This window comes from Kocuria sp. MNB10 (assembly GCF_054073685.1).
This window is the reverse complement of the sequence record NZ_CM133411.1, coordinates 2,511,282-2,532,090: the sequence shown is the minus strand read 5'-3', so window position 1 is coordinate 2,532,090 and position 20,809 is coordinate 2,511,282. Positions and strand designations below refer to the sequence as shown.

Annotated in this window: 18 protein-coding genes; 10 read left to right on the top strand and 8 right to left on the bottom strand. The window is 68.0% G+C overall.

Annotated features, from left to right (window positions below):
• Positions 1–165: 165 nt before the first annotated feature.
• Positions 166–762 carry a DUF2231 domain-containing protein gene (locus tag ACW9PK_RS11525; protein ID WP_457015942.1) on the top strand — a complete coding sequence of 199 codons (597 nt, stop codon included), beginning with the start codon at positions 166–168 and terminating at the stop codon, positions 760–762.
• Here the strand turns inward: ACW9PK_RS11525 and ACW9PK_RS11520 are convergent.
• Together ACW9PK_RS11520 and ACW9PK_RS11515 are read right to left on the bottom strand one after the other, a co-directional pair.
• On the bottom strand, positions 759–3,830 hold the full coding sequence (locus tag ACW9PK_RS11520) for a bifunctional [glutamine synthetase] adenylyltransferase/[glutamine synthetase]-adenylyl-L-tyrosine phosphorylase (protein WP_457015940.1): 3,072 nt from the start codon (positions 3,828–3,830) through the stop codon (positions 759–761). The two genes, ACW9PK_RS11525 and ACW9PK_RS11520, sit on opposite strands and share 4 nt — an antisense overlap.
• A 9-nt stretch (positions 3,831–3,839) precedes the next feature.
• Entirely contained in the window at positions 3,840–5,183 is a 1,344-nt protein-coding gene (locus ACW9PK_RS11515) for a glutamine synthetase family protein (RefSeq protein WP_312919047.1), read from the bottom strand.
• Between the two features lie 237 nt (positions 5,184–5,420).
• Here ACW9PK_RS11515 and panB point away from each other — a divergent pair, with 237 nt between their 5' ends.
• On the top strand, positions 5,421–6,275 hold the full coding sequence (gene panB / locus ACW9PK_RS11510) for a 3-methyl-2-oxobutanoate hydroxymethyltransferase (RefSeq protein ID WP_457015938.1): 855 nt from the start codon (positions 5,421–5,423) through the stop codon (positions 6,273–6,275).
• 60 nt (positions 6,276–6,335) lie between these two features.
• On the opposite strand, the gene ACW9PK_RS11505 is transcribed toward panB, so the two are convergent.
• Positions 6,336–6,512 carry an SPOR domain-containing protein gene (locus ACW9PK_RS11505; RefSeq protein WP_121544375.1) on the bottom strand — a complete coding sequence of 59 codons (177 nt, stop codon included), beginning with the start codon at positions 6,510–6,512 and terminating at the stop codon, positions 6,336–6,338.
• A 183-nt stretch (positions 6,513–6,695) separates the two neighbouring features.
• On the opposite strand from ACW9PK_RS11505, the gene map reads away from it, so the two are divergent.
• Both map and ppgK read left to right on the top strand, forming a co-directional pair.
• On the top strand, positions 6,696–7,592 hold the full coding sequence (map, locus tag ACW9PK_RS11500) for a type I methionyl aminopeptidase (RefSeq protein ID WP_270256322.1): 897 nt from the start codon (positions 6,696–6,698) through the stop codon (positions 7,590–7,592).
• 72 nt (positions 7,593–7,664) lie between these two features.
• Positions 7,665–8,498, top strand: coding sequence for a polyphosphate--glucose phosphotransferase (ppgK, locus tag ACW9PK_RS11495; RefSeq protein ID WP_064847240.1), 834 nt, complete (start codon positions 7,665–7,667; stop codon positions 8,496–8,498).
• Between the two features lie 152 nt (positions 8,499–8,650).
• Here ppgK and ACW9PK_RS11490 read toward each other — a convergent pair whose 3' ends face one another.
• From ACW9PK_RS11490 to ACW9PK_RS11480, 3 genes are read right to left on the bottom strand one after another with little or no spacing between them, the layout of a single operon-like run.
• Positions 8,651–9,556, bottom strand: coding sequence for a Sir2 family NAD-dependent protein deacetylase (locus tag ACW9PK_RS11490; protein ID WP_144930811.1), 906 nt, complete (start codon positions 9,554–9,556; stop codon positions 8,651–8,653).
• Complete coding sequence (locus ACW9PK_RS11485; protein ID WP_457015936.1) at positions 9,556–10,017, bottom strand: redoxin domain-containing protein; 462 nt, start codon at positions 10,015–10,017, stop codon at positions 9,556–9,558. The genes ACW9PK_RS11490 and ACW9PK_RS11485 overlap by 1 nt, the downstream gene beginning before the upstream one ends.
• Positions 10,018–10,057: 40 nt before the next feature.
• The gene (locus ACW9PK_RS11480; RefSeq protein ID WP_457015935.1) at positions 10,058–10,474 is read right to left on the bottom strand and encodes a DUF3052 domain-containing protein; all 417 of its coding nucleotides are present in this window, start codon (positions 10,472–10,474) and stop codon (positions 10,058–10,060) included.
• A gap of 365 nt (positions 10,475–10,839) precedes the next feature.
• Here ACW9PK_RS11480 and aceE point away from each other — a divergent pair, with 365 nt between their 5' ends.
• From aceE to ACW9PK_RS11450, 6 genes are all read left to right on the top strand, one after another.
• Positions 10,840–13,578, top strand: a complete 2,739-nt coding sequence (gene aceE / locus ACW9PK_RS11475; protein WP_457015934.1) for a pyruvate dehydrogenase (acetyl-transferring), homodimeric type — start codon at positions 10,840–10,842, stop codon at positions 13,576–13,578.
• A 264-nt stretch (positions 13,579–13,842) separates the two neighbouring features.
• Entirely contained in the window at positions 13,843–15,078 is a 1,236-nt protein-coding gene (locus ACW9PK_RS11470) for a PucR family transcriptional regulator (protein WP_064846116.1), read from the top strand.
• Positions 15,079–15,169: 91 nt separating this feature from the next.
• Positions 15,170–16,081: an ACP S-malonyltransferase gene (locus ACW9PK_RS11465; protein WP_457015932.1), complete on the top strand. Its 912-nt coding sequence runs from the start codon at positions 15,170–15,172 to the stop codon at positions 16,079–16,081.
• Between the two features lie 60 nt (positions 16,082–16,141).
• Complete coding sequence (locus ACW9PK_RS11460; RefSeq protein WP_064846118.1) at positions 16,142–17,209, top strand: beta-ketoacyl-ACP synthase III; 1,068 nt, start codon at positions 16,142–16,144, stop codon at positions 17,207–17,209.
• Between the two features lie 148 nt (positions 17,210–17,357).
• A complete protein-coding gene (locus ACW9PK_RS11455; RefSeq protein WP_035964527.1) occupies positions 17,358–17,603 on the top strand; it encodes an acyl carrier protein in 246 nt (81 codons plus the stop codon).
• A 123-nt stretch (positions 17,604–17,726) separates the two neighbouring features.
• Positions 17,727–18,989, top strand: coding sequence for a beta-ketoacyl-[acyl-carrier-protein] synthase family protein (locus ACW9PK_RS11450; protein ID WP_064846119.1), 1,263 nt, complete (start codon positions 17,727–17,729; stop codon positions 18,987–18,989).
• A gap of 244 nt (positions 18,990–19,233) precedes the next feature.
• Here the strand turns inward: ACW9PK_RS11450 and ACW9PK_RS11445 are convergent, their stop codons facing one another.
• A complete protein-coding gene (locus ACW9PK_RS11445; protein WP_085106278.1) occupies positions 19,234–19,737 on the bottom strand; it encodes a DUF3145 domain-containing protein in 504 nt (167 codons plus the stop codon).
• 217 nt (positions 19,738–19,954) lie between these two features.
• On the bottom strand, positions 19,955–20,803 hold the full coding sequence (locus tag ACW9PK_RS11440) for a tyrosine-type recombinase/integrase (RefSeq protein WP_457015930.1): 849 nt from the start codon (positions 20,801–20,803) through the stop codon (positions 19,955–19,957).
• Between the last annotated feature and the right edge of the window lie 6 nt (positions 20,804–20,809).

Genomic DNA, 20,809 nt, shown 5'->3' with positions numbered 1-20,809 from the left:
CCCCGGGTTACTTTTGCTCAGTTGAAGCGGGCGGGTCTACCACAACAGGCAGCGCCGGGCTGACTGGCCCACTCCACGCAGGACCGGGACACCCCGAGGGGCGGGTGCATTCCTCGCCGCGGGGTGCGAGGATGGCGGGACATCCCACATCTGAGAGGACCGACCATGAACGAGTCCACCCACTCCCCCGCCTCGAATGCCGAGAGCCCCCTGACTCCCCTGATGAAAACGGTCGAGGGCAGCAGTGCCCTGGACCCCTTGGTGAGCTCGGCCGATTCCGTGGCCACCGCGGTGGCCGGGAATCCGACCGTTCGCGACCTCCTGCAGGGCAAGCAGGTGGGCCACGCGCTGCACCCGCTGCTCATCGAGGTGCCCATGGGCACGTGGATGAGCGCGCTCGTGCTCGACCTCATGGGTGGCCGTGACTCCGCCCGTGCCGCGCGGGTGCTCACGGGCGTGGGTGTCCTCTCGGCGGTGCCATCTGCCCTGACCGGATGGGCCGAGTACCACGGGCTGCAGAACCGGGACAAACGTGTGGCCGTGATCCACGCCGGGTCCAACGGCCTGGCCACGGGTCTGCAACTCGCCTCGTGGGTGGCCCGCCGCACCGGACGCCACGGGCTGGGGCGCGTCCTCGCCCTGGGCGGCATGTCCGCCGCCGGCCTGGGCGGTTACCTGGGCGGGCACCTGTCGGTCGCGCGTCAGGTGGGCTCGCGGGACGCGGCCTACGAGGACGGCACGAACGGTCGGGCGCAGAACTAGCGGCCGTAGAACAACCGCTCGAACACCGAGCGGGACTGCCGGGTGATCCGCAGGTAGTCCTCCTCGAGCTGCGCGGCGGAACCGGGTTCGTAGCCGATCCACCGGGCCACGGCCTCGAGGTCCACCCGGCGTGACGGCACGGAATCGGAGGCCCGCCCGGAGCGCAGGACGTTGCCGTTGCGGATGTCCGTGGCAAGTTTCCACGCGTGCTCCAGTACGGCGGCGTCCTCCGGGCCCACGAGGTCGGCGGCCACCGCGGCGTTCAGCGCGGGCAGCGTGGAGGTGGTGCGCAGCTCGGGGACCTCGTGCGCGTGCTGCAGTTGCAGCAACTGCACGAGCCATTCCACGTCCGAGAGCCCGCCCCTGCCCAGCTTCACCTGCCGGGTGGGATCCGCCCCGCGGGGCATCCGCTCGCTCTCCACGCGCGCCTTCATGCGCCGGATGTCCACGAGCTGACGGTCCGTGAATTCGGCCGGGTACCGGAAGCGGTCCACCACACGGAAGAACGCCTGGGCCACGTCCTCGGAACCGGCCATGTACCGGGCGCGGGTCAGGGCCTGGAACTCCCAGGTCTGACCCCAGCGCTCGTAGTACTCGGCGTACGAGGCCACCGACCGCACCATGGTGCCCGAGCGCCCTTCCGGACGCAGGTCGTTGTCGATCTCCAGGACCCGTTCGGCGATCACGGGCGGCGTGCACGGTTGCTTCAGGAGCTTGACCATGCGGTTGAGCACGGTTTCCGCGGCACTGCGCGCTTCCCCGGGGTCCGCGTCCGGGGCGGGTGCGTACGCGTACATCACGTCCGCGTCCGAGCCGAAACCGATCTCGCGCCCGCCCTGGCGCCCCATGGCGATCACGAGCACCTCGGCGGGGACAGCGCCGTCGTGCTCCGCCGCGTACTCGGTGCGGGCAAGGTACAGCGCGGCCATCACGGTGGCCTGGTCCACGTCCGAAAGACCCGTCACTGTGGTCTCCACGCTGGCGACGCCGCTCGTGTCCGCGAGCGCGATGCGCAACTGTTCGCGGCGCCGGATCTGGCGCACGGCCCGGATGGCCTCGCCCGGGTCGTGGTGCCGAGCGACCTGCGCGCGCATCTGTGACACGAGCTCGTCCAGGGACCGGGTGGCCAGCTGCGAGTCGTCGCCCAACCACGCCGTCGCCTCGGGAGAGGTTTCGAGCAGGTCCGAGACGTACCGAGAACTCGAGAGGATGTGACACAACCGCTCGGCCGCGGCGTTGGAATCCCGCAGTAATCGCAAGAACCAGGGTGTGTTGCCCAAGGCCTCGCACACCTTGCGCAGGTTGAGTAGACCGGCGTCCGGGTCCACGCCCTCAGCGAGCCAGTCGAGCAGCACCGGCAGCAGCGTGCGCAGGATCTCGGCTCGCCGGCTCACGCCGCGCGAGAGGGCCTCGATGTGTCGCATCGCGGCCTTGGTGTCCTGGTACCCGAGTGCTGCGAGGCGGTCCCGAGCGGCGTCGGTCGTGAGGGTGGTGTCCGCGGGCGCGTTGGCGAGCGCCGCGAGCATGGGACGGTAGAAGATCCGCTCGTGCATGCTGCGCACGGAGCGCTTGGCCGCGTTCCAGTCGCTCACGAGATTCTGGGCCGTGGGGTGCGTGCGCTCGGCGGCGCCGTCCACGGACCGGGCGACGACGGCCAGTTCCCGTTCGTCGCGCGGCATCAGGTGCGTCCGCCGCATGCGGAACAACTGGATCCGGTGCTCGAGCAACCGCAGCCATCGGTAGTTGAGTCCGAACTCCTCGGCGTCCGCGCGGCCGATGTAGCCACCCGCGCTCAGCGCCGCGAGGGATTCGGTGGTGGCACGCGTGCGGACGGTCTCATCCGAGCGTCCGTGTACGAGTTGTAGCAACTGCACCGTGAACTCGACATCCCGCAGTCCCCCGGGTCCGAGCTTGATCTGCCGGTCCCGGTCCGCCTCAGGGATGTTCTCCGTGACCCTGCGGCGCATGGCTTGGACGGATTCCACGAAGCCCTCGCGCTCGGCGGATGACCAGATGAACGGCGCGATGGCCGCCTCGTAGCGCCTCCCGAGGTCCTGATCGCCCGCGACGCACCGGGCCTTGAGCAGCGCCTGGAACTCCCAGGACTTGGCCCAGCGCTTGTAATAGCGCACGTGGGAGTCCAGTGTCCGCACGAGCGGCCCGTCCTTGCCCTCGGGCCGTAGGTTCGCGTCCACTTCCCACAACGCCGGCTCGGGACCGGCGGCCATCATGGCCTGCGCGAGGGTGTGGGCCATCTCGGTGGCGATCTCCGTGCTCGTGCTCTCGTCCGGGGTGTCCCCGGCGTCGGAGGCCCGGGTCTCCCCGACGTAGACCACGTCCACGTCCGAGATGTAGTTCAGCTCCCGGGCGCCGCACTTGCCCATGCCGATCACCGCGAGCCGTACCTGCTCCACGAGGGCGGGCTCCCAGCGCTCGGCGGCGTGAGCGCGCGCCACCGCCAGGCCGGCCTCGAGGGCGGCCCCGGCGAGGTCCGCGAGTTGCCGGCCGACGGCGGGCATGTAGGCCACCGGGTCCACGGCCCCGACGTCCCGGACGGCCACGCGCGCGAGCCCGCGGCGATAGGCCACGCGCAAAGCCTTGTGCGCGTCCTGTCCCGTGAGCGATGCCACCGGGGTGTCCGCCTGCGGATCGGCGCCCACCGATTCGAGTAGCGCCGCACGGAAGACCTCCGCGCGGTCCGCCCTCGGCTCGTCCACGGGCGGGATGTCCAGCAGGTCCAGGTTCTCTGGGGCGCGCAGCAGGAACTCCCCCAGCGCCTCGGACGCACCCAGCAAGCGGAACATGGTCTCGGACTCTCGGGGGTCCCCATTGATTCGCCGCGCGACCTCCGGGTGGTTCTCGATGAGCCGCACGATGAGCTGCAGCGCCACGTCCGGCGACGCCGCGTGGGCCAGTCCCGCGAGCAGCGCGGACAGGTCCACGCCGTCCAGTTCCCGGAACCCCAGCCAGCGCCGGGCATTCGTGACGTCCGAGAAACCGATCGAGATCAGTTGCTTGGCCGAGATGTTCTCCGCGCGCTCCTTGGCGGTGCCCGGGGTGTCAGTCATGGTCTGCCCCTACAGGATGCCCAGGTTGGTCCGCAGTTCGTAGGGCGAGACCTCCTGGCGGTACTGGTCCCAGTCGCGGCGCTTGTTGCGCAGGAAGTATTCGAAGACCTGCTCGCCCAGCAGCTCCGCCATGAACTCCGATTCCTCGGTCAGCCGGATCGCGTCGTGAAGGCTGCCCGGCAGGGGTTGGTGGCCCACGGCGCGGCGCTCGGCGCTGCTCATGGCGAACACGTCGTCCATCTCCACGGGCGGCAGCTCGTACTCGTTCTCGATCCCCTTGAGCCCCGCCCCCAGCAGCGCGGCGTAGGACAGGTACGGGTTCGTCGCGGAGTCGATCCCCCGGTACTCGATCCGGGAGGACTGCACCTTGTCCGGCTTGTAGAGCGGCACACGCACCAGCGCCGAGCGGTTGTTGTGGCCCCATGACATGTACGACGGCGCTTCGTCACCGGCCCACAGTCGCTTGTAGGAGTTCACGAACTGATTGGTCACGGACGTGAACTCGGGGGCGTGGCGCAGCAGCCCGGCGATGAAGTGCCGCCCGGTCTCGGAGAGCCGGAACTCGGCCCCGGCCTCGTAGAACGCGTTGGTGTCCCCTTCGAACAGGGAGAAGTGCGTGTGCATCCCCGAGCCGGGGTGGCGGGAGAACGGCTTGGGCATGAAGGTCGCGTAGATCCCCTGGGACAGGGCCACCTCGCGCACCACGGTGCGGAACGTCATGATGTTGTCCGCGGTCTGCAGCGCGTCCGCGTAGCGCAGGTCGATCTCGTTCTGACCCGGTCCGGCCTCGTGGTGCGAGAACTCCACGGAGATGCCCACCGATTCGAGCATGTTCACCGCGGTGCGGCGGAAGTCTTGGACCACTCCCCCCGGGACGTGATCGAAGTACCCCTCGTAGTCCACCGGTACGGGTTCGCCGGTGCTCGGGTCCAGCTCGGGCGAGCGCAACAGGTAGAACTCGATCTCGGGAGCGGTGTAGCACGTGAAGCCCATGTCCGAGGCCTTGGCGAGCACGCGGCGCAGAACCCCGCGGGGATCCGCCGCGGAGGGCTCACCGTCCGGGGTCTTCAGGTCGCAGAACATCCGGGAGGTCGGCTCGTCCTCCCCGCGCCACGGCAGCAACTGAAACGTGGAGGGATCCGGTTGCAGGAGCATGTCGGACTCGAAGATCCGCGACAGCCCCTCGATCGAGGAGCCGTCGAACCCGAGGCCCTCCTCGAACGCGGCCTCCACCTCAGCGGGTGCCAGCGCAATGGACTTGAGGGTCCCCACGACGTCCGTGAACCACAACCGGACGAACCGGACGTCCCGGTCCTCGATGGTGCGCAGAACGAATTCTTGCTGACGGTCCATGGGTCCACCTCGGATTCCTGGGGCGTGTGACACAGCGGCTGCGGGCTCACGCACCGGGGCCATGCCCGGGACGAGCCACGTCACAACTGTATCGGTCGCAGCACCGTTCCTCGCGCCCGTCTCCCCCATCTGTCCGCTTGCGTGTTCCCGCCCCGGTCCGCACGGCGATCGGGTCGCCGAGCCAGTGCCGCTCCCCGCCCGAAACCCCTGGGCCCGACCGGCCGGTACCCTGACACCATGAGCGAAACGCAGCCTTCGTCCGGTTCCCCCGCCGAGAAATCCCTCGCCCAGATCGCCCGCGTGCGGACCCTGCACCTGCAGCGCGCCAAGGACGCCGGGGAGAAGTTCTCCATGCTCACGAGCTACGACACGCTCACCGCGGGGATCTTCGACCGAGCCGGCGTGGACGTCCTGCTCGTGGGTGATTCGCTCGGCAACACGGTGCTCGGACACGAGTCCACCCTGCCGGTCACGCTCGAGCACATGATCACGTTCTCCGCCGCGGTCGTGCGCGGCGTACAGCGCAGCCTCGTGGTCGTGGACCTGCCCTTCGGCTCGTACGAGGAGTCCCCGGCTCAGGCCGTGCGCAGCGCGGTGCGGATCATGAAGGAGTCCGGCGCGCACGCAGTGAAGATCGAGGCGGGGGAAGCGCTCGCGGAGCATGTGGCCGCCGTGGTGCGCGCTGGGATCCCTGTCATGGGTCACGTCGGATTCACCCCGCAGTCCGAGCACGCGCTGGGCGGGTTCCGGATCCAGGGCCGCGGCGAGGCCGGGGAGCAGCTACTGCGCGACGCCCGTGCCGTGCAGGACGCCGGGTGCTTCGCCGTCGTCCTGGAAATGGTGTCCGCGGACGCCGCGGCACGTGTGGAGGACGAGCTGCGGATCCCCACGGTGGGGATCGGCGCCGGGAATGTGACCACCGGCCAGGTGCTCGTGTGGCAGGACATGCTGGGGTTGCGCACCGGGAAGATGCCGCGCTTCGTCAAGCAGTACGCGCAGCTCGCTCAGGTCGCCGACGACGCCGTGCGCGGCTACGTGGCCGACGTCCGCTCCGGTGCGTTCCCGGCCGAGGAGCACTCCTACCGGGGGTGACGCCCGGGTCGCCCCGAACGAGAATGGGACCGAGCGACGTCGCCGCCCGGCCCTACAGGGTCAGTCACCCTTGAACGCGGCGTCCTCGTCGTCCCAGCGCTTGGTGTTCTCCGCGGCGCGCTCGAGGGCGCGCGAGGCCTCCTCGCGGGTCGCGTAGGGGCCCATGAGCTTGCGGTAGTCGTCCTTGGGGCCTTCCTCGACCTGCTTGGTGTAGAGGTTATACCAGTACTCGGCCATGATCTTCCTCCCTGTGCGGCGCCGTGCGCCGTACACCCGCCCCGCGGCGGGGTCGCGAACCTTCCCGGCCGAACGGGCCCGGGACTCAAGGATTAGGCTAGTTGCTGAACCAGGTGTTCGGGGCGCCTTGACGCCTCACAGCACGAACACGCCCGCGATCGCCGCAGGAGGCAATGACCCATCGTGACCACGCACAATCTCGCACCAGCACCCGGATCCACCGCACCGCGCGGCGCGCTGCGCCCCGGGAGCCTCACCCCGCGGCGCCACGTCCCGGGCGGGATCGAGCGGCCGGAGTACGTGGGACGCCGGGACGCGAACGAGGGTCACGCCTCCAACGTGTACACCCCCGAAGAGATCGAGCTGGTGCGCGAGGCCGGCCGGATCGCCGCCCGTGCGCTGCAGGCCGCGGGCGCGGAGGCCAAGCCCGGCGTGACCACGGATGAACTGGACCGGATCGCGCACGAGTACATGTGTGATCACGGGGCATACCCCTCGTGCCTCGAGTATCGCGGGTTCCCCAAGTCCATCTGCACGTCACTCAACGAGGTGATCTGTCACGGCATCCCCGATTCCACCGTGCTCGAGGACGGGGACATCATCAACCTGGACGTCACCGCATACAAGAACGGCATGCACGGGGACACCAATGCCATGTTCCTGGTGGGTGACGTGGACGAGGACTCCCGCCTGCTCGTGGAACGCACGCACGAAGCGATGAACCGCGGGATCAAGGCCGTGCGTCCCGGGCGTGAGATCAACGTGATCGGGCGCGTCATCGAGAAGTACGCCAAGCGTTTCGACTACGGGGTCGTGCGCGACTTCACCGGGCACGGCGTGGGGCGCGAGTTCCACACGGGTCTGATCGTCCCGCACTACGACGCCGCCCCGTCCTACGCCACCGAGATGGTCCCGGGAATGATCTTCACGATCGAACCCATGCTGACCCTCGGTTCCATCACGTGGGACCAGTGGTCCGACGACTGGACCATCACGACCCACGACAAGATGCGCACTGCGCAGTTCGAACACACCATGGTCGTGACCGATGACGGCGTGGAGATCCTCACCCTCCCGTAAGATCGAGCGACGAGGCGGGCTGCATCGCGTCCACCTCCGCATAGTTTCCACCGTGAACCGAAGGGACCGTTCATGAGCTCAGGTACTCCGCAGGGTGTCGTATCGCAGTGTGGCATCGGAATCGACATTGGTGGTACCGGCACCAAGGGTGGGATCGTGGATCTCGCCACCGGCCAACTCGTGGGTGAACGGTTCCGCATCCCCACGCCGCAGCCCGCCACGCCGGAAGCCGTGGCCGGCGTCGTCAAGCAGATCGTGGACGAATTGCAGTCCCGCCCCGAGGCCCCGGCCCCGGACAGCCACGTGGGCATCGTTTTCCCCGCCATCATCAAGAACGGGGTGGCGCTGTCCGCGGCGAACGTGGACAAGTCGTGGATCAACACGAACGTGGATGCCCTCATGACCGAGACGCTGGGCCGTGAGGTCGAGGCCCTCAACGACGCCGACGGCGCCGGGCTCGCCGAAGCGCACTACGGCGCAGGCAAGGGCAAGGAAGGCCTGGTCATGGTGATCACCCTGGGCACAGGGATCGGTTCCGCGATGATCCTCAACGGCCAATTGGTCCCCAACGCCGAGCTCGGTCACCTGGAGATCGACGGCTTCGATGCCGAGACCAAGGCCTCGGCCGCCGCCCGGGAACGCGAGCAGCTGCCCTGGAAGAAGTGGGCCAAGAAGCGGCTGCAGCGGTACTTCTCCCACGTGGAGTTCCTGTTCTCCCCGTCCCTGTTCGTGATCGGGGGCGGTGTGTCCAAGAACTCGGAGAAGTTCCTGCCCTACCTCGAACTGCGGACACCGGTAGAGATCGCCGCGCTGCGCAACAACGCCGGCATCGTGGGTGCTGCGCTGTGGGCCCAGCAGTGCCGGGACGCCCAGGCCGCCAAGCCGGTCATCGACCCCGTGAAGTGACGGACGCCCGTCCCGGGCCGTGGAGATCCTCCGCGCTCGGGACGGTACTGACCCGCCCCGGACATGGGTGAGACCCCGAAGGTGACCGCGGCTTCCCCTCCGCGGACCCTCGGGGTCTCGTATCGAGAGTCTAAGTACTCAACGCATTCGGATCAAGCCGTCAGGTGTTCGCCCAGGTCGGTGAGGAATTCCCCCACGGGAGCGTCCACCTTCACGGTGGCCATCGAGTCCCCTCCGGTGACGCCGTGGTTGACGATCACCACGGGGATCCCCTCTCGGTCTGCTTGCCGCACGAACCGGCGTCCGGAGTTCACGGTCAGCGACGATCCCGCCACGAGTAGCGCCTCGGACCGCGCGACCATGCGCCGCGCCAGGGCCACGCGGTGCGACGGCGCGTTCTCCCCGAAGAACACGACGTCCGGTTTCAGCACCCCCTGGCACACGGGGCAGTCCCACACACGGAAACCGCCGGTGTGCTCCACGGTGGCGTCCGCGTCCGGGGCGTATTCGATGTCGTCCGCCGAGGCCATGCCGTCGTAGAACCCGGGGTTCAACTCGTCCAGGTAGCGCGAGACCTGTTCCCGGGGGAACCGGGACGAGCACGAGGTGCACAACACCCACGCGTAGGTGCCGTGCAGGTCCACCACGGCCACGGAGCCGGCTTTCTGGTGCAGCCGGTCGATGTTCTGGGTGATGATCCCGTCCACCAGACCGGCGGCCTCGAGCCGGGCCAGCGCTTCGTGGGCGGCGGACGGTTGTGCCCGGGCCACGAAGTGCCAGCCGTACTGGTTGCGGGCCCAGTAGTGCCGGCGACTCGCCACACTGCCCATGAACTCCTGGTACGTCATGGGGGAACGAGGTTTGGCGCCCGGGCCGCGGTAGTCGGGGATCCCGGACGGGGTGCTCACCCCCGCGCCCGTGAGCACCGCGATCTGCTTGCCCCGTAGCACCTCGAGAACGCGCGGCAGACCGTCCCGGGCGTTCAGTGCATGGGGATCGGGGAAGAGGCTCTCGTCCACGGGTGCGCCGTAACCGGCGCGCAGTACTCGCAGGGGCATCAGGACCGGGGCAGGTTCTCGAGGACGCCCCGCAGTCGATCCCATTCCCGGGCCTGGGTGATGTCGGCGGAGCTGACGTCACGGATGATCCCGCAGGCGTCGATGGTGATGGTGTGGCGCTGGGCGCACCCTGCGTCCTCGTCCAGGACACCGTAGCGGCGGGCCACGTCCCCGTGGGGCCAGTGATCGGAGAGCATCTGGAAGTCGTAGGACTCCTGCCGCGCGAACGCGTCCAATGCGAAGTGGCTGTCCGTGGAAATGCACACCACGACGGCGTCGAACTCATCGAACATGTCCGCGTGATCCTGCAGATGGCACAGCTCGTCCGTGCAGATCGGCGAGAACGCGTAGGGGAAGAACACGAGCACGACCGGCGCACCCCGGTAGTCGCCCAGGGAGCGGGACTCGCCGTAACGGTCCTGGAGGGTGAAGTCCGGCGCGGTGGATCCGATGGCACTCATGGGAGCCCTTCCTGCCTCGCGGGAGCGCCGCGGCGCGCGTTCAGAAGTTTCGTTTGGGGGTCAGGCGGGAGACGGACCAGTCCGGGGAGACCCGTGCCGCGCTCGTGACGTGCAGACCGGCGGTCGAGGCCGCTTCCTGGATGTCAGCGGGAGAGACGTGGTCCTGGCGGCCGGCCTTGGGCGTCAGCAACCACACGACACCGCCGTCGTCGAGGGTGGTCTGGACGTCCACGAGCTCGTCCACCAGATCGCCGTCCCCGTCACGCCACCACAGCACGACGGCGTCCACGACCTCTTGCGCGTCCTCGTCGAAGAGCTCCGAGCCGATCGCGTCCTCGATCCGCCCGCGCAGATCCGCGTCGACATCGTCGTCGTAACCGAATTCCTGGACGTAGTCGCCGTCCTTCAGATTCAGTTGCACCGCAATGCTCTCCTCGGGGGCTTTCGCCTCGCTCACCGTAACTCTCCTTCACTGCTGTCTCGCGCGGGGCCGGACCGTCGGCTCAACGACGCTGCCTGACCTCACCCTCACCGTGACGGGGATGTCAACGGTGCGTAATAAAGACAACACCGGATTGTCCCCGCGTTCAAGCCACACCACGAACCGCGGGGCGAATCGGGTGACTTGTGACACATTCCACACCCGTGGCGGCCCGGCGCAGGCGGTGTGACGCGTGAAACGGTGTGGTCACTGCCGGTGACGCCATCGCGTGTGACACGATGAAAGGACGACGGCATCGGCCTGCCCGAGCACCCGCCGCCTGACACACCGCTCCGACACCGGGGATCCCGTGACACGGAGCTGACGATAGAGAGGTTCTCGTGTCTTCCGACAGCAATCACCACATTTTGAGTGGGTTGACGAATAATCTTCAGGACGCTGATGTTCAGGAGACGCAGGAGTGGATCGAGTCGTTTGACGCGTTGATCCAGGCGCAGGGTACCGCGCGGGCGCAGTACGTGATGCGGGCGTTGTTGCAGCACGCGGGCACGCATTCGGTGGGTGTGCCGATGGTGACGACCTCGGATTATGTGAACACGATCCCGGTGGATCAAGAACCCGAGTTCCCCGGTGATGAGGAGATCGAGCGCCGCTACCGGGCTTTCCTGCGCTGGAACGCGGCGGTGATGGTCCACCGCGCTCAACGCCCGGAAGTCTCTGTTGGCGGGCATATCTCCTCGTACGCGGGGGTGGCGACGTTGTATGAGGTGGGGTTGAACCACTTCTTCCGCGGACCTGGTCATCCCGGGGGCGGGGATCAGGTGTTCTTCCAGGGTCATTCCTCCCCCGGTAACTACGCCCGCGCTTACCTCGAGGGCCGGCTCACGGAGGAGCAGTTGGATGGGTTCCGGCAGGAGAAGACCCACGCCCCCAACGGGTTGCCCTCGTACCCGCATCCGCGGTGTTTACCGGATTTCTGGCAGTTCCCCACCGTGTCGATGGGGATCGGGCCGATGAACGCGATCTACCAGGCCCAGTTCAACCGGTACCTGCACAACCGTGGTATCAAGGACACCTCGGACCAGCACGTGTGGGCGTTTTTGGGCGACGGGGAGATGGATGAACCCGAATCCCGTGGTGTGCTGCAGTTAGCGGCGAATGAGAAGTTGGACAACCTCACCTTCGTGATCAACTGCAACTTGCAACGCTTGGATGGTCCGGTACGCGGGAACGGGAAGATCATCCAGGAGCTGGAAGCGTTCTTCCGCGGTGCGGGGTGGAATGTGATCAAGGTCGTGTGGGGCCGGGAATGGGACGCCCTACTGGAAGCGGATCACACCGGGGAGCTGGTGCGGATCATGAACGAGACCCTGGACGGGGACTACCAGACCTTCAAAGCCGAATCCGGTGGGTTCGTCCGCGATCACTTCTTCGCCCGCTCCGCAGCCACCAAAGAACTGGTGGCCGATTACACGGATGAGCAGATCTGGAACCTCAAGCGCGGCGCCCATGACTACCGCAAGGTGTACGCGGCGTACAAGGCGGCGGTGGAACACACCGGCCAGCCCACGGTGATCCTGGCCCAAGGCGTCAAGGGCTACGGGTTGGGTCCGCACTTCGAGGCCCGTAACGCCACCCACCAGATGAAAAAACTCACCCTCGAAGACCTCAAGGCCTTCCGGGATCACTTACGGATCCCGATCAGTGATGAGCAACTGGACTCGGATCTCTACAACGCCCCCTACTACCACCCCGGACCCGACTCCCCCGAAATCAAGTATTTGTTGGAACGCCGTCAGGAGTTGGGTGGGTTCCTCCCGGATCGCCCCCACACCCAGCAGGCGCTCACCTTGCCCTCGGACAAAGCCTTCGCTTCGGGGAAGAAGGGCTCGGGCAAACAACTGGCGGCCACGACCATGGCGTTCGTGCGGATCCTCAAAGACCTGATGCGGGAGAAGGACTTCGGGCACCGCATCGTACCCATCGTCCCGGACGAGGCCAGAACGTTTGGGATGGACTCCTTCTTCCCGACCGCGAAGATCTATAACCCCAACGGGCAGAACTACCTCTCCGTGGACCGCGAACTGATGCTCGCGTACAAGGAATCCGCCCAGGGTGTGATCCTGCACCCGGGGATCAACGAGGCCGGGGCCACCGCTGCGTTCACCGCCGCGGGCACCTCCTACGCCACCCACGGTGAAACCATGATCCCGGTGTACATCTTCTACTCCATGTTCGGGTTCCAACGCACCGGGGATGAGTTCTGGGCAGCAGCCGATCAGATGGCCCGCGGGTTCGTGATCGGCGCCACCGCCGGGCGTACCACACTCACCGGTGAGGGCCTGCAACACGCTGACGGGCACTCCCCGATCCTGGCTTCGACCAACCCCGCGGTGATCCACTACGACCCCGCCTACGGGTACGAGATCGCCCACATCGTCAAACGCGGGATCGAACACATGTACGGGCACGCGGATGAGGATCACAACGTGATGTACTACCTCACCGTCTACAACGAACCCATCCACCAACCCGCCGAACCCGAAGACGTCGATGTGGACGGGATCCTCAACGGTATCTACCTGCTCAAACCCGCCACCAACGAAGGCCCGCGCGCCCAGTTGCTGGCCTCCGGGGTCGGGGTGCCCTGGGCGTTAGAAGCCCAACGGATCCTCGCCGAGGAATGGTCGGTCTCCGCCGACGTGTGGTCGGTGACCTCGTGGACGAACCTACGCCGGGATGCTCACGCCGCCGAACATGAGGCGTTCCTCAACCCCGGTGAAGGAGCCCGCACCCCCTACATCACCCAAGCACTAGCAGGGGCAACGGGACCGGTGATCGCTACCAGTGATTACACCTCGGCCCTACCGGACTCCGTGCGTCAGTACGTACCCAACGACTGGGCCTCGTTGGGCGCTGACGGGTTCGGGTTCGCTGACACCCGCGCCGGAGCACGCCGGTACTTCACCATCGATGCGCACTCAATGGTCGTACGCGCCCTGGAAATGCTGGCCAAACGCGGAGAGATCGACTGGTCCGCCCCCGCAGAAGCCATCACCCGCTACGACCTCACCAACCCCGCCGCCGGCACCAGCGGTAACACCGGAGGCGACGCCTAACCCACCAACCCACCAACCCACCACCACGGCGCCCCCACACCACCCACCCACCCACACACGGACGGGACAGTGCGGGGGCGCCGTCGTACCATGCAAACGCGTTAAACCTCGAAGACCGAACCCACGGCGGGCTCGCCCTGACCCGTATTCGCGGACGCGCGCAAACCGCCTGCAACTCGACGCGGGGCACCCGCCCCGGCGTGCGGCGTCGTCGTCCGGGGACATCCCCCCGGACGGGCGAACGGCATGGACTACCCTCGACTCATGCCCTCCGACACCTCCGGCTCCGCCGCCCGCAAAGCACGCTCCACGCGCCGGGTGACCTGGCCGCTCCGCAGTCGGCAACAGGGCACACCGCACCCCAAGACGCTGGACAACCTCACGGCCAATCTAGGGCAGGTCTCGACCGTGGCAGTGCAGCGGTTGAGCACGTCCCTGCCGTGGTTCTCCCAGCTGCGCGCGGACGAACGCTCGGAACTCGGGCTGCTCGCCCAGCGCGGTATCGCGTCCTTCGTGCGGTGGTACGAGAACCCGCAGGAACCCGTGTGGGTGCTGACGGAGATCTTCAAGCAGGCCCCCACGGAACTGACCCGCTCCATCACGCTGCAGAACGCACTGCAGGTGCTGCGCATCGTCGTGGACGTGGTCGAGGAGAAGGTCCCCGAGCTCGCCCAGCACAACGACGAGGTGGCGCTGCGCGAGGCCGTGCTGCGCTTCTCGCGCGAGGTCGCCTTCGCCGCCGCGGACGTCTATGCCAAGGCCGCCGAGAACCGAGGCTCGTGGGATGCGAGGCTGGAATCGCTCGTGGTGGACGGGATCCTGCGCGGCGACCACTCCGACTCCATGCGCTCCAGGGTCTCCGCGCTCGGCTGGACCGACCAGGGTGACGTCACGGTCATGGTGGGCCCCGCGCCCGCCACCACCGGACCCGCCGGTGTGGAACGCATCCGGCGCGCGGCCGGCCGCCATGCCACGGAATGCCTCGTGGCCATCCAGACCGACCGGCTCGTACTCGTGCTTGGCGGGCTCCGAGACCGCATGCGTTCCCTGACCAAGCTCGCGGCGGTGTTCGGTGAGGGGCCGGTGGTCCACGGGCCCGCGGTGTCCTCCGTGTTCGAGGTCAAGGAATCGGCGGATCGCGCCCAGGCAGGATTGCGCGCCGCCGCGGCCTGGCCCCAGGCACCGCATCCCGTCTACTCCGAGGACCTGTGGCCCGAACGCGCCATCAGCGGGGACCCGCTCGCGCTGCGCTCCATGGTGGAGGCCGTGTGGGAACCGCTCTCGGCGTCCTCCACCGGACTCGTGGACACCCTCACCACCTACCTGTGCGTGGGGCACTCGCTCGAGGCCACCGCGCGCGAGCTGTTCGTCCACGCCAACACCGTGCGCTACCGGTTGCGCCGCGTCAGTGACATCACCGGGTGGGACCCCCTGCTGCCCCGGGACGCGTTCGTGCTGCACTGCGCCGTGCTCGCGGGCCGGCTGAACAGTCAGCCATGACATGGTCTTGTAGACCTCCCACAAAGCTCGTCCCCCAGGTTGGTGACACCGACCAGTCCGTGGCGCGGTCCACTCTTGGTGGAATGAACGGGTGATTGCAGTTGTCTGCCCCGGTCAGGGGTCCCAGAAGCCAGGTTTCCTCACCGAGTGGTTGTCCGTTCCCGGAGTGTCCGACCACCTGAGCGAGCTGTCCGACGCCGCCGGGCTAGATCTCACGCACTACGGCACCCAGGCGGACGAGGAGACCATCAAGGACACCGCGGTGGCCCAGCCCCTCATCGTGGCCGCGGGTCTCGTGGCCGGGCGGCTGCTCGCGCCGAGCTTGGAGGACCGCTCCGACGTCGTCTTCGCGGGGCACTCCGTCGGTGAGATCACCGCCGCCGCGCTGTCCGGCGTGCTGAGCGAGGCGGACGCCATGCAGTTCGTGCGCGTGCGCGCCAAGGAAATGGCCCGCGCAGCCGCCGTCTCCCCCACGGGGATGGCCGCGGTGCTGGGCGGTAAGCCAGACGACGTCGCTCAGGCCATCGCCGCCGTCGGCGCCACCGCCGCGAACGCGAACGGCGGTGGCCAGGTGGTCGCCGCCGGGACGATCGAGCAGCTCGACGCCCTCGCGGAGAACCCTCCGGCGCGGGCAAAGGTCATCAAGCTCAAGGTCGCTGGCGCGTTCCATACCGAGCACATGGCGCCCGCGCTGGAGCCGCTGCGTGAGCTCGTGCCGCAGCTGTCCCCGAACGATCCGAAGCACCCCCTGCTGAGCAATTTCGATGGTGCCCGGGTCGACGGCGGTGCAGCGGCCGTGGACTCGCTCGTGGAGCAGGTCTGCCGCCCGGTGCGGTGGGACGCGTGCATGGAGACCCTGGCCGAGCTGCAGGTCGAGCACATCGTGGAACTGCCGCCGGCCGGGACCCTCGTGGGTCTGGCCAAGCGCGGGCTCAAGGGCGTGCCCGCAACCGCCGTCAACACACCGGAGGACCTGGAGACGGTGCGGAGTATTCTGAGCTGACAAGTGTGCGCACGCACCCGGACAACTCGTGAACTGCACCAGGTAAGGAGTCGGCCTCCCGTGGCGACCATCAAACAGAACACCCCCAACGCCCACACACGCATCCTGGGTATCGGCGCCTACCGCCCGTCCGAGATCGTGACCAATGACGACGTCTGTCAGTGGATCGAATCCTCCGACGAGTGGATCGTCAAGCGCACGGGCATCCACACCCGCCACCGTGCCCCGGCGGACGTCACCGTCCTGGAGATGGCCGAGCACTCGGCCCGCGAAGCACTCGAGAGCGCCGGTCTCACGGGTGAGCAGCTGGACACCATCATCGTGTCCACCGTGTCCTTCCCGTACCTCACCCCGTCCCTCGCCGCCCAGCTCGCGGACCGCCTGGGGGCCACACCTGCGGCGGCCTACGACATCTCCGCGGCGTGCGCGGGCTACTGCTACGGCATCGCCCAGGCGGACGCGCTCGTGCGCTCCGGGGATTCCACCAACGTACTGGTGATCGGCGTGGAAAAGCTCTCCGACGTCATCGACAACACCGAGCGTTCCATCTCCTTCCTGCTCGGCGACGGCGCCGGCGCCGTGGTCATCGGCCCGTCCGACGTCCCGGGGATCGGCCCGTCCGTGTGGGGTTCGGACGGATCCAAGTGGGATGCGATCCGTATGACCCACCCGCTCACCGACATCCGCACGGTCGAGAAGGGTGGCGAGCGGACCTTCGCCAAGGACCTCGCGGACCCGGAGACCGGTGAGATGCGCCCGGACGCCACCATGTGGCCCACCCTGCGCCAGGACGGACCCACGGTCTTCCGGTGGGCCTCGTGGGAGGGAGCCCGCGTGGCCAAGGAAGCCCTCGAGGCCTCCGGGCTCGAGCCCGAGGACCTCGCAGCATTCGTGCCCCATCAGGCGAACATGCGCATCATCGATCAGATGGCCAAGGTGCTCAAGCTGCCCGACTCCGTGATCATCGCCCGGGACATCGCAGAGGCCGGTAACACCTCCGCGGCGTCCATCCCGCTGGCCACCCACCGCTTGCTCGCGGAGCATCCGGAACTGTCCGGGAAGCCCTCCCTGCAGATCGGTTTCGGGGCGGGTCTCGTGTACGGCGCCCAAGTGGTGCTGCTGCCCTGATCCCACCCGTGGCGTGCCGTAGGGTTAGACCGCACACCTCTTGTCCACGGACCGTTCGAGCACTCGGGCGGTCCGCACGGTAGTTCTCCCGAACCCCGTGCTCACCCAGTAAGGTCGCGCACCGCGACTGTAAGGAAAGGAAGCCGATATGGCGAGCAAAGACGAAATCCTGGCCGGCCTGGCAGAAATCGTGAACGAAGAGACCGGCCTCGAGACCGACGCCGTGCAGCTCGACAAGTCCTTCACCGAGGATCTGGACATCGACTCCATCTCCATGATGACCATCGTGGTCAACGCCGAGGAGAAGTTCGACGTCACCATCCCGGACGAAGAGGTCAAGAACCTGAAGACCGTCGAGGACGCCGTCAACTTCATCGACAACGCCCAGGACTGATCCCCAGGTGTCAGGTGGCGTGCCCTCCAGCGTGAGCGGGGCACGTCACCTCACGTCACACCAGGCGGCCGACCGAGCAAGCCCTGGAACATCTGCGACCCCGGACACGAGGAAGTGCACAACATGTCCCGCAAAGTAGTCGTCACCGGCCTGGGTGCCATCACTCCCATCGGTGAGAACGTCCAGGAGACCTGGCAGAACGCCCTCAAGGGTGTCTCCGGTGTCCACGCTCTGGAACAGGAGTGGGTGGAGAAGTACGACCTCCCTGTGCGCATCGGCGCCACCTCCCCCAAGCCGTCTGAGGATGCCGTGTCCCGGGTGCAGGCCAAGCGTCTGGACCCCTCCGGTCAGCTGTCCGTGGCAGCGGCTCGTGAGGCGTGGACGGACGCCGGTTTCTCCGGCGCCGACGCCGACTCGAGCGACGAGTTGGACCCCACCCGCGTGGGCGTGGCGTTCGGTACCGGTATCGGCGGTGTGTGGACCCTCCTGGATGCGTGGGACACCCTGCTCGCCAAGGGGCCCCGCCGCGTCAAGCCCATGACCGTGCCCATGCTCATGCCCAACGGCAATGCGTCCTCGGTGAGCATGGAGTTCAAGGCCCGCGCGTGCGCGATCACCCCGGTCTCCGCGTGTGCATCCGGCACCGAGGCGTTCTTCCAGGGTCTGAATCTGATCCGCTCGGGCAAGGCCGACGTGGTGATCGTGGGCGGCGCCGAGAGTGCGATCCACCCCATGACCATTGCCGCGTTCAACTCCATGCAGGCCCTGTCCCGGCGCAACGACGATCCGCAGCGCGCCTCCCGCCCGTTCGACGTGGACCGCGACGGGTTCGTCATGGGTGAGGGTGCCGGTGCCGTGGTGCTCGAGTCCGAGGAGCACGCGAAGGCCCGCGGCGCGCGGATCTACGCCGAACTGGCGGGTGCGGGTCTCAGTGCCGACGCCCACCACATCACCGCTCCCGCCACCGGGGATGAGGGCGGACCCGCCCGCGCGCTGCGTGAGGCCATGGAGTCCGGGGACATCGCCCCCTCGGATATCAAGCACGTCAACGCGCACGCGACCTCCACCCCCGTGGGCGACATCCCCGAGGCCGGCGCACTGCGCTGCGCATTCGGGTCCGCCGTGGACGACATGGCCGTGTCCGCGACCAAGTCCATGATGGGTCACCTGCTCGGTGGTTCCGGAGCCGTGGAGGGTGTACTCACCGTCCTGGCCCTATCCGAGCGCAAGGCCCCGTGCACCATCAACCTGGAGAACCAGGACCCCCGGATCGATCTGGACGTGGTGACCACCGCCCGGAATCTCCCCGGTGGGGACATGGTCGCGATCTCCAACTCGTTCGGTTTCGGCGGGCACAACTCGGTGGCGGCGTTCCGCTCCCTGTAGCGGGCGCCCACCCCAGCGACGAACCCCGGTGGCCCACCCTGTGGAGGTGGGACACCGGGGTTCGTTCGTGCTCCGCAACGGATTCGGAGCGAGAGTTCTGAGATCGGAAACTTGTAGGTACGGGTGGCACCCATCGGGGGTCCCCGGGTAGGTCACCCACCACGTCACGCCGCATCGGTAACGCCTCTCCGGGGCGAGCCGTGTCATCCGGCGGGTCTACCGGCGGGTGGCTATCTGGCGGGGGTCATCCGACGCGATGCAGCCACCGCACGGGTGCGCCCTCGGCGGCGTGACGGAACGGTTCCAGCTCCTCGTCCCAGGCCTCCCCCAGTGCCAGGGAGAGCTCCGCGACCACGGCGGAGGGGTCCCCACCGGAGGCCTCGAACGCGAACCGGATCCGGTCCTCGCTCACACAGATGTTCCCGGCGACGTCCGTGGTCGCGTGGAAGATCCCCAGATCCGGCGTGAAGGACCACCGGGAGCCGTCGTTACCGCGGCTCGCGTTCTCGGTCACCTCGAACCTCACCCGCCCCAGGGTCCGGAGCGCGGAGGCGAGCAGCGCCCCCGTGCCTGCGCGGCCGGACCACTCGAGTTCGGTGCGCACGCAACCGGGCTCGGCGTTCTGCGGTGTCCACTGTAGATCCGTGCGCTGTCGCGAGACGGATTCCAGAGCCCACTGGATGTGGGGGCACAGCGCCTGCGGCGCGGAGTGCACGTACAGCACACCCCGCGTGGTGGGTGAAGACATAGCCTGTTCCTCCGTTGTGTAGGTACGTCTTCCCCAACGTCCTGCTCGGAGGCCCCGGTCTATGTGTTTCGGCGCCCGTATGAAGTTGTCCGGTCGGTGTTCGGCGACCTGATGTACACACCCTCGCGGATTCGAGGCCGCGAGGGTGGCTCATTCCGTTTCATTGTCCAGCAGGGCTACTCACCGGTCAACCCGAATCACTGCTCGCGCTGAAATGTCAAGCTCGCGGATGCGCTTGGGAGTAGGCACGTTTGAGCCGTTCCACGGACACATGGGTGTAGATCTGGGTGGTGGCCACGCTCGCGTGCCCCAGCACTTCCTGCACGGTGCGCAGGTCCGCTCCCCCGTCCAGCAAGTGGGTCGCAGCGCTGTGCCGCAGGCTGTGCGGCCCACGGGCGGTGGTCTCCGGAATGGTCTCCAACGCACGGGCCACGACCCTGCGGGCCACCCGGGCGTCGATCCGGGCACCGCGGGCCCCGACGAAGACGGCGTCACCCGCTTCGGGTGCCGCGAGCTCCGCGCGCCGATGTCCCCACAGGGCCAGCGCCTCCCCCGCGCTCTCCCCGTACGGGACCCGGCGTTGTTTGTTGCCCTTGCCCGTGACCGTGAGGACGTGGTTCACGGCGTCCACGTGGGACCCGTCGAGGGACACGAGCTCGCTGATCCGAGCGCCCGTGGCGTAGAGCAGTTCGAGCAGTGCCCAGTCGCGCGCCGCGAGCGCTGCCGCGTGAGCGTCGTCGTGCCCACCGAGGGCGACGTCCCCGAGGTCGTCGAGCATGTCGTTGAGTGCCGTGGCGCCCACGACGTCCGGGAGGTGCTTGGCGGGGCGCGGCCCGCGCAACCCCGCGGCCGGGTCGTGACGCAGCCCCTGGGTGTCCACGGCCCAGCGGAAGAACGTGTGCACGGCCGCGATCCCCCGGGACAGGGAACTGCGGGCGAGTCCTCGGTGGTGGCGCTGGGCGAGCCAGCCGCGCAGGGTGTCCCGGTCCAGCAGGTCCATGGCGTCGATCCCGTGGTCCCGCATCCAGTGCGAGAGGTCCGAGACGTCGTTGACGTAGGAGCGCACGGTGTG

Bases quoted from the DNA above. Each gene is read 5' to 3' on its own strand.
- ACW9PK_RS11525 (WP_457015942.1), top strand. From the start codon at position 166: ATGAACGAGTCCACCCACTCCCCCGCCTCGAATGCCGAGAGCCCCCTG.
- ACW9PK_RS11520 (WP_457015940.1), bottom strand. From the start codon at position 3,830: ATGACTGACACCCCGGGCACCGCCAAGGAGCGCGCGGAGAACATCTCG.
- ACW9PK_RS11515 (WP_312919047.1), bottom strand. From the start codon at position 5,183: ATGGACCGTCAGCAAGAATTCGTTCTGCGCACCATCGAGGACCGGGAC.
- panB (WP_457015938.1), top strand. From the start codon at position 5,421: ATGAGCGAAACGCAGCCTTCGTCCGGTTCCCCCGCCGAGAAATCCCTC.
- ACW9PK_RS11505 (WP_121544375.1), bottom strand. From the start codon at position 6,512: ATGGCCGAGTACTGGTATAACCTCTACACCAAGCAGGTCGAGGAAGGC.
- ppgK (WP_064847240.1), top strand. From the start codon at position 7,665: ATGAGCTCAGGTACTCCGCAGGGTGTCGTATCGCAGTGTGGCATCGGA.
- ACW9PK_RS11490 (WP_144930811.1), bottom strand. From the start codon at position 9,556: ATGCCCCTGCGAGTACTGCGCGCCGGTTACGGCGCACCCGTGGACGAG.
- ACW9PK_RS11485 (WP_457015936.1), bottom strand. From the start codon at position 10,017: ATGAGTGCCATCGGATCCACCGCGCCGGACTTCACCCTCCAGGACCGT.
- ACW9PK_RS11470 (WP_064846116.1), top strand. From the start codon at position 13,843: ATGCCCTCCGACACCTCCGGCTCCGCCGCCCGCAAAGCACGCTCCACG.
- ACW9PK_RS11455 (WP_035964527.1), top strand. From the start codon at position 17,358: ATGGCGAGCAAAGACGAAATCCTGGCCGGCCTGGCAGAAATCGTGAAC.
- ACW9PK_RS11450 (WP_064846119.1), top strand. From the start codon at position 17,727: ATGTCCCGCAAAGTAGTCGTCACCGGCCTGGGTGCCATCACTCCCATC.
- ACW9PK_RS11445 (WP_085106278.1), bottom strand. From the start codon at position 19,737: ATGTCTTCACCCACCACGCGGGGTGTGCTGTACGTGCACTCCGCGCCG.